9 protein-coding genes are annotated in these 7,045 nt (G+C 43.5%); 6 read left to right on the top strand and 3 right to left on the bottom strand.

Annotation, left to right across the window (positions count from 1 at the left end):
* Positions 1 to 78 precede the first annotated feature (78 nt).
* Complete coding sequence (locus tag A3738_RS11895) at positions 79 to 330, bottom strand: hypothetical protein (RefSeq protein WP_068476333.1); 252 nt, start codon at positions 328 to 330, stop codon at positions 79 to 81.
* 199 nt (positions 331 to 529) lie between these two features.
* On the opposite strand from A3738_RS11895, the gene A3738_RS11890 reads away from it, so the two are divergent.
* On the top strand, positions 530 to 1,420 hold the full coding sequence (locus tag A3738_RS11890) for a DMT family transporter (protein WP_068500906.1): 891 nt from the start codon (positions 530 to 532) through the stop codon (positions 1,418 to 1,420).
* On the opposite strand, the gene A3738_RS11885 is transcribed toward A3738_RS11890, so the two are convergent.
* Positions 1,417 to 1,956 carry a hypothetical protein gene (locus tag A3738_RS11885; RefSeq protein ID WP_068500910.1) on the bottom strand — a complete coding sequence of 180 codons (540 nt, stop codon included), beginning with the start codon at positions 1,954 to 1,956 and terminating at the stop codon, positions 1,417 to 1,419. The genes A3738_RS11890 and A3738_RS11885 overlap by 4 nt on opposite strands.
* Before the next feature lie 115 nt (positions 1,957 to 2,071).
* Between A3738_RS11885 and A3738_RS11880 the strand changes: the two genes are divergently transcribed.
* Genes A3738_RS11880 through A3738_RS11860 form a run of 5 tightly spaced genes read left to right on the top strand, consistent with a single transcriptional unit; the run spans position 2,072 to position 6,123 of the window.
* Positions 2,072 to 3,085, top strand: a complete 1,014-nt coding sequence (locus A3738_RS11880) for a response regulator (protein WP_068476340.1) — start codon at positions 2,072 to 2,074, stop codon at positions 3,083 to 3,085.
* Between the two features lie 4 nt (positions 3,086 to 3,089).
* Positions 3,090 to 4,052: a sensor domain-containing diguanylate cyclase gene (locus A3738_RS11875; RefSeq protein WP_068476342.1), complete on the top strand. Its 963-nt coding sequence runs from the start codon at positions 3,090 to 3,092 to the stop codon at positions 4,050 to 4,052.
* A gap of 39 nt (positions 4,053 to 4,091) precedes the next feature.
* Entirely contained in the window at positions 4,092 to 5,114 is a 1,023-nt protein-coding gene (locus A3738_RS11870) for a glycosyltransferase family 4 protein (protein ID WP_068476344.1), read from the top strand.
* A complete protein-coding gene (locus A3738_RS11865) occupies positions 5,111 to 5,800 on the top strand; it encodes an AzlC family ABC transporter permease (protein ID WP_068476347.1) in 690 nt (229 codons plus the stop codon). Before A3738_RS11870 ends, A3738_RS11865 begins: the two co-directional genes overlap by 4 nt.
* Positions 5,791 to 6,123, top strand: coding sequence for a branched-chain amino acid transporter permease (locus A3738_RS11860; RefSeq protein WP_082869021.1), 333 nt, complete (start codon positions 5,791 to 5,793; stop codon positions 6,121 to 6,123). Before A3738_RS11865 ends, A3738_RS11860 begins: the two co-directional genes overlap by 10 nt.
* A gap of 51 nt (positions 6,124 to 6,174) precedes the next feature.
* Here the strand turns inward: A3738_RS11860 and A3738_RS11855 are convergent, their stop codons facing one another.
* On the bottom strand, positions 6,175 to 6,924 hold the full coding sequence (locus tag A3738_RS11855) for a glycosyltransferase family 2 protein (protein ID WP_068476350.1): 750 nt from the start codon (positions 6,922 to 6,924) through the stop codon (positions 6,175 to 6,177).
* Positions 6,925 to 7,045: the final 121 nt, after the last annotated feature.

The following is a 7,045-nucleotide window of genomic DNA, read 5'->3' as shown; positions in this document are numbered from 1 at the left end:
CATGACAAACTAGATATTACATATAGAGATAAAGCGCACTATGGATAATTTACTGTGCGCTCAAAAAATGGGTTGAGTTTAATGTACTGTTGAAGGGACTTCTTCTTTTTGCTGCGCTTCGTATGCAGCTTTTGACTTTACGCTTGCGGTTTGAACACCGGCACCGATCATCGCTTTTGCAACTTCTACAGAATGCTCACGCAAGTACTCACTAACTTCCTCAGAAAACTGGATCGTTACTAATGCACCTTCTTCATCGATTCGTTTTAAAACAAATTCACCATCGTCTTGCTGAACAATCTCTAAGAAAGAACTATCTGCAGTACTCACACTTACTCCACAAATCTATTTTCATTAACGATGAATGGTATCACAGGGAGACATAGGCTCTCTATGCTCTGAGAGGATCAAAGCGTCATTAAATATAAAATTTATTAAATTGAAAGAAATAACAATATTTCTTCTTCAGGGCCTGAATAGCTTACCTATAATCTCGCCATAGTTTTTAACGCTTACATTTGGGCCGAATATGCCAACTAAACCGTCTTCCAATATCGCGATCCTTACCTTAACTCTCGCCATGTTGATTTGGGCTAGCTCATTCATAGCGCTTAAAATAACATTTCAAGAGCTACATCCTGCCCAAGTGTTATTTGGAAGAATGTTATTGGCCAGTGTCTTTTTCGTATTCATGCTGCGTTGGATGGGGCGTCTAAACTATCAACGAGGTGACTGGAAGCTACTATTAATGATGGCGATAATGGAGCCCTGCCTCTATTTCATATTTGAATCATTAGCACTTCAAAACACGACAGCATCTCAAGCTGGCGTTGTAACATCTCTTCTGCCTTTATTGACTGCAATTGGCGCTTACCTTGTTCTCGACGAACGTCTGCATATTCGAACTTGGTTAGGATTTGCCATCGCCATTGTCGGTGCGATTATTTTAAGTGTTGCTGGAGATAGCTCAGAGACAGCCCCTAATCCGATGTTAGGTAACTTTTACGAATTGTTAGCGATGGTTTGCGCTGCCGTGTATACCTTAGCTGTGAAGCATTTAGTGAGTCGTTACTCCCCTCTCTTTCTCACAGCTCTGCAATCTTGGGTTGGAGCAATCTTCTTTCTTGGGCCTGCGATGTACGTCCCTTTACCTGAAACCATTAGTACAACGAGCGTTGTTGCCGTGATGTATCTTGGCATTATCGTTTCGATCGGCGCCTATGGCTTATACAATTATTCTCTGACGCGAGTACCTGCTACTCAAGCCTCTGCCTTCATCAACTTGATTCCAGTATTCACTGTTATCATTGCATTTCTAGTTTTAGGGGAATATTTCAACCACACGCAGTTTATCGCCTGCAGCGTAATCATCATCGGCTTGTATTTAAGCAGGACGCCTAAAAAACAAGACCTTAATTAATACTCGGCGTATTGTTCTCGCACATCAGAGATGAATCGCTTCAACTCACCGAACATTTGCGAGGCGTCTGCTACACCCATTTTTAACGAGAGAGCTCGCACGTCAATTTGAGTGACGGAAAGATCACCCATCAACCCGTCGTTCTGAGCTGCCTCGGCAGTTTTGTTGTCAGCCAACACCCAAGCATCTACACACACAAGAACCTCACGCTGATCAAAGTTATCTAGATCAATAAAACCAGCTTCCCAGCTCTCGCGACCGCGACTTCGTTCAACGAAGGCGCTAACAGACGCTACATTACTGTAGATCGACAGAAACTCTGACCAACTTTGGATAGTATTCACTTTGTTCTTGGGAGAGAGAAGCTCAGACCACTCGTTCAACCATGCCTGCCATGCCGTACTTAAGGACATCAAATAGCCATTGTAAATAAGCTTACGATCCGCGCTACTTACATTATTTATTGCAGCAATTTGTTTCTCATACCGACCCGCAAAAAGCATTTGTGCCTGCACGACATCTCGCCAATTTTTCATATACCCTCCAAATTTATGCGCAGTATACGTGTTGCTTTTCTAATCCGCACTTGAAGAGACGTAAACCATGATCTTTACTGAACTAAAGGCAAATGAATAAGGACAAAAACGCCTGATGACCACAAAAGTATTAATATGTGACGATTCAAAACTCGCACGTAAGCAAATGGCGGCTTCACTCCCTGAGGACTGGGATATTGAGGTGAAGTTTGCAGAGCACGGAGCAGAGGCGCTGAAGCTCGTAAAAGCGGGTGAAGCAGACGTCATGTTTATCGATCTAAATATGCCCGTCATGGATGGCTATGAAACACTCGAGATGATTTCATCGCTAGACCTGCCTTGCATGAGCATTGTTGTATCGGGCGATATTCAGCCTGAGGCCAATGCTCGCGTAAAGCGCTTGGGAGCGATCGATTTTCTCAAAAAACCAATAGACCAAGGGCAATTAATCAGCCTATTGGAAGATTTTGGGCTTTATCGTACAGCCAATGAAGCATCCGCAAATCCGAACGTCAAAGATGCAATCAACAGCATCACTAGCATCGATTATCGCGAATACATGCAAGAGGCTAGCAACGTCGCAATGGGGCAAGCCGCGGACCTTCTTGCTCGCTATTTGAACGTATTTGTAAAATTACCTATTCCTAACGTTAACATCATTGATGTTGGCGAACTGGAAATGGCTCTGGCTCATACCGAAGAGACATCCAGCTATTCGGCTGTATGCCAAGGCTTTATTGGTTCAGGCATTTCTGGAGAGTCGCTGCTCATCTTCAACGACTCTTGCTTTAAGGACATGGCAAGCCTTCTGAATTTTCAGGGCGAGATCGATAGTAAGGCAGAACTTGAATTGCTAATGGAAATGGCCGGCATATTAAGCGGAGCCTGCATTAATGGTCTGGCTGAACAAATCGATCTCATCTTTAGCCAAGGACATCCGGTAGTGCTGGGTCAGCACGTTCAAGTCAATGAACTGATTGGCAAGAATTCAAACCAATGGAAGCAAACGCTGGCTATTGAAATTAATTACAGCATCGAAAACCACAACATCTCATGTGACCTGCTATTGCTCTTCACTGAAGATTCGCTCGATAAACTGTATGAGCAAATCAACTACCTACTGAATTAAGAATATGGAAGCAGCACTCGAACAAATGAAAGAATTCCATTGGTTGATGGACATGGTCCAAACCGTGGATGTCGGATTAGTTGTTATTGATGAACAGTTCAATGTAAAAGTCTGGAACAGCTTTATGGAGAGCCACAGCGGAGTCAGCTCTGACAAGCTACGCAATAAAAACCTGTTCGAAGAATTTAAAGATCTTCCAGAAGATTGGCTAAGACAAAAAGTGAACACGGTATTTGCGTTAAAAAACCGTTCATTTATGACATGGGAACAACGTCCTTATCTATTTCAGTTCCCTAATTATCGACCAATTACCGGTACTGAGAAATTCATGTACCAAAACATCACCATATCACCGCTAGTTTCTTTGGACGGAAGCGTCAATCAAGCTGTAATCATTATTTACGATGTCACCGACATCGTAGCGAACCGTAAAGCTCTTGAAAAAGCCAACGATGAATTACAGATGCTTAGCCGCACAGATCGACTGACAGAACTCTACAATCGTGGCTATTGGGAAGAATGCCTTGTTCGAGAGTACGCCCGTTACACGCGTTATAAAACTGAATGTTCCGTTGTCATGCTAGATATCGATCACTTCAAAAAGGTGAATGACACCTACGGACATCAAGCCGGAGATGCTGTGATTCGTAAGGTCTCTTCGCTCGTACGTGACAATTTAAGAAAAACAGATATCGCTGGTCGATATGGCGGCGAAGAATTTGGAGTTATTCTTCAAAATACTGATTCAGATTCAGCCGTTTATTTTTGTGAACGCTTAAGAAAATCAGCCGAAAAATGTGTCGTGACGCATGACGGACAAGAAATCAAATTTACTATCAGCCTCGGTATTAGTCAGGCCGATCCGAACCTTATGGATTACAAAGCTTGGTTAGAGCAAGCAGACCACGCACTTTATGCAAGTAAGGAAGGCGGTCGAAATCAAACTTGGGTCTATTCAAAAGTCTGAGTACACTACGCGCTTTACCAACACTTATGGAAAAAGCGCTTGAACATCTGCCACGTTAATCTTGCTCGCGGCTTCAGCGGGGGCGAAAGCCAGACAATTTTGCTAATCAAAGAGCATCTTCGCCTTGGCTATCACGTTAACGTTGTCGCTAAAAAAAACTCCCCCTTTTCGAATGCATGTAAAGCATTGGAATGCTCAGTTATAGAGGTAAGCCATTACCTGACTGGGCATAGCAAAGATGCCACTAGCAATATGCACGTCATGCATGTACATGAAGGACAAGCCATTTACTGGGCACTCATTCAAAAGCTAATATTTGGCACGCCATACATCGTCACAAGAAGAATCGACAATAAATTCAAAGATAAATGGATATCAAGCCTTGCTTACCGACAAGCATCAAATATTGTCTGTGTAAGTCATGCCGTTGAAAACATCGTCTCCAGACAATTTCCCGACGCGCGCACCAACGTCGTGAATGATTCGCCTGTTGCTTACCCAATTGATGAGCATGCTCTCGCAGCACTTCAGAGCAAATACAAAGACAAATTCATCGTTATTCAAGCTGCCAAACTCTATAAGCACAAAGGCTTTGATATCACTATCGCGGCGGCAAAGCGTCTACGAAAACAAACAGATATACACTTTTGTCTGTTAGGTGACGGTCCGGAACTCCATTATCTTGAAGCACAAGCGGATGGCGCACTCAATGTAGAATTTGTTGGTCGCCAAAATGATATGGGAACGTGGTTTGCCCTTGCAGATATCGTGGTTCTGCCATCTCATACAGAGGGCATGGGTTCAGTACTACTTGAAGCGACCTTGGCAGGAACGCCTGTTATCGGGAGCCGTGCAGGCGGGATACCCGACGCGATTCACGAAGAAGTAAATGGATTACTCGTAGATATAGCTGAACCTGAACAACTGGCCAATGCCATATTACGCATCAAAACGGATACAACACTGCAGCGAAAAATAGCACAACAAGCGCCTTCATTTATTGATGGGTTTAGTATTCAACATGCAGCAAATCGTTATGCGCATATCTACACTGAGCTATGACACCACAACTTAAAATTGCCGTGAGGCAAACCTTTCCCGTTATGTTTGGCTACGTCCCTATGGGCATGGCCTTCGGCGTATTGTTTTCGGAGCTTGGATACCCCTGGTACTTCGCAAGCATTATGGGCATTGTTATTTTTGCTGGAGCTGCACAGTTCATGGCTGTTGGCTTGCTTGCAGCGGGAGCGGGATTGATTGAAGTCACTGTTACAACACTGCTTCTGAACTCTCGACATGTTTTTTATGGGCTATCTCTGCTACAGGAATTCAAAGTAAAAGGTTGGCGGCGATGGTATTTAATTTTTGGCCTGACAGACGAGACCTATTCCCTGTTAACCTCAATGAAAGGCGATAAAGACGTTACACAGCAAAGTATCAGTGATCTGCAATTAATTATCACGGCGCTTAATCAAAGCTATTGGGTGATAGGCTGTACACTCGGCGTTCTTATTGGCGAGCAACTTAGCTTCAACACACAAGGCCTTGAATTCACCTTAACAGCCTTGTTTATGGTACTGGTAATCGAACAGTATAAATCAGTGAAATCATTCGCACCTTTTGCAATCGCTCTTGTTAGTGGCGCACTAGCACTTTGGCTAGCAACACCGCAAAACATGCTGCTCGTATCACTTAGTTTAAGTTTGGCTTTACTGCTAATGAAATATAGGCTGAAGCCATGGACATAATGTACTTAATTGGATTTATCGCAACGATGGCCGCTGCTACCTTTGCAACCAGAGCACTTCCATTTGTTCTTTTTCACAACCAGCAGCATCCTGTCGTCCTATTTCTAGGGCGCTATCTTCCACCCGCAGTGATGGCTCTTCTCGTGATGTATTGTCTAAAAGATGTCGAATGGTTGTCTGGCAATCACGGACTACCTGAGATCATTAGTTTGAGCCTTGTAATCGTTGCCCACTTGCTATTTAAAAATGCCTTAATCAGTATTTTTAGCGGCACGGCACTTTACATGCTTTGGGTGCAAGGCGTATTAGCCAGCCTGATATAAGAGCCAGTACAACCCAATCAATTCCGACTCAAAAAGAGTACCCCAAGATTGCTACGAAGAATGTTTGTCAGCGTAAGACTTCATATACTTATAAAACACGCCATTCGCATTCGACCACGAAATAGCTAAACCACGCCACCCTGCGAGAAACCCACCTTTTACGACAAAGCTCTCGAAAAATCGCCACATAGCTTTTAAGAAAATAATAGAAGGCGGGTAGCTTTTCCCACTTTGTCGATTAATTTCTGTATATCGATCAACCTTCACTAAAAACTGCCCGAGATGCTGAACTGCGTTATGCTCAATCGGGTAAGGGATTTTTTTAACGTAGCTACCCTCATGAATTGCCACACTTTCATGTACGTCATTGTCGTTAAAATTATGCGCTTCGCGATTAAACAAACGCACTAACCAGTCGCCGCCCCAGCCTGCATACTTAACATACTTACCCATTAAAAAGTTTTTACGTAACACTTTAATCGCCATCGTCGGATCTTGATTAGGAAGCCAGTCTTCTAAGTACGCTCCCAGCTCTGGCGTGATCATTTCATCGGCATCAAGCGATAACACCCAATCATTCGTCGCACAAGCGACAGCAGCTTGCTTGGTCTTTCCAAAGCCTTGAAACTGCCCTTCAAATACCTGCACATTTTGATATTCAGCCGCAATATTTAAGGTCGCATCACTTGAGCCATTGTCGTACAGCACAACTTCTGAAAAAGCGCGTAATGAATCTAATGTCGCGCGCAGGGTATCTTCAGCGTTTTTGACAATAATGACTGCACTAACGTGATCAATCATGATGCATTCCTTAAAAAGAAAAATTTGAAGAATAAAAAAAGGGAGCCGGGGTAACGGTAAGCTTCCGAACTAAGCATACCGTTTTTTGGCTCCCTGAGGGACATTGATCGCTACTGATTTG

Source organism: Oleiphilus sp. HI0066 (assembly GCF_001635725.1).
Note: the sequence above shows the minus strand (reverse complement) of the source record. Positions and strands in the feature narration are given on the sequence as shown.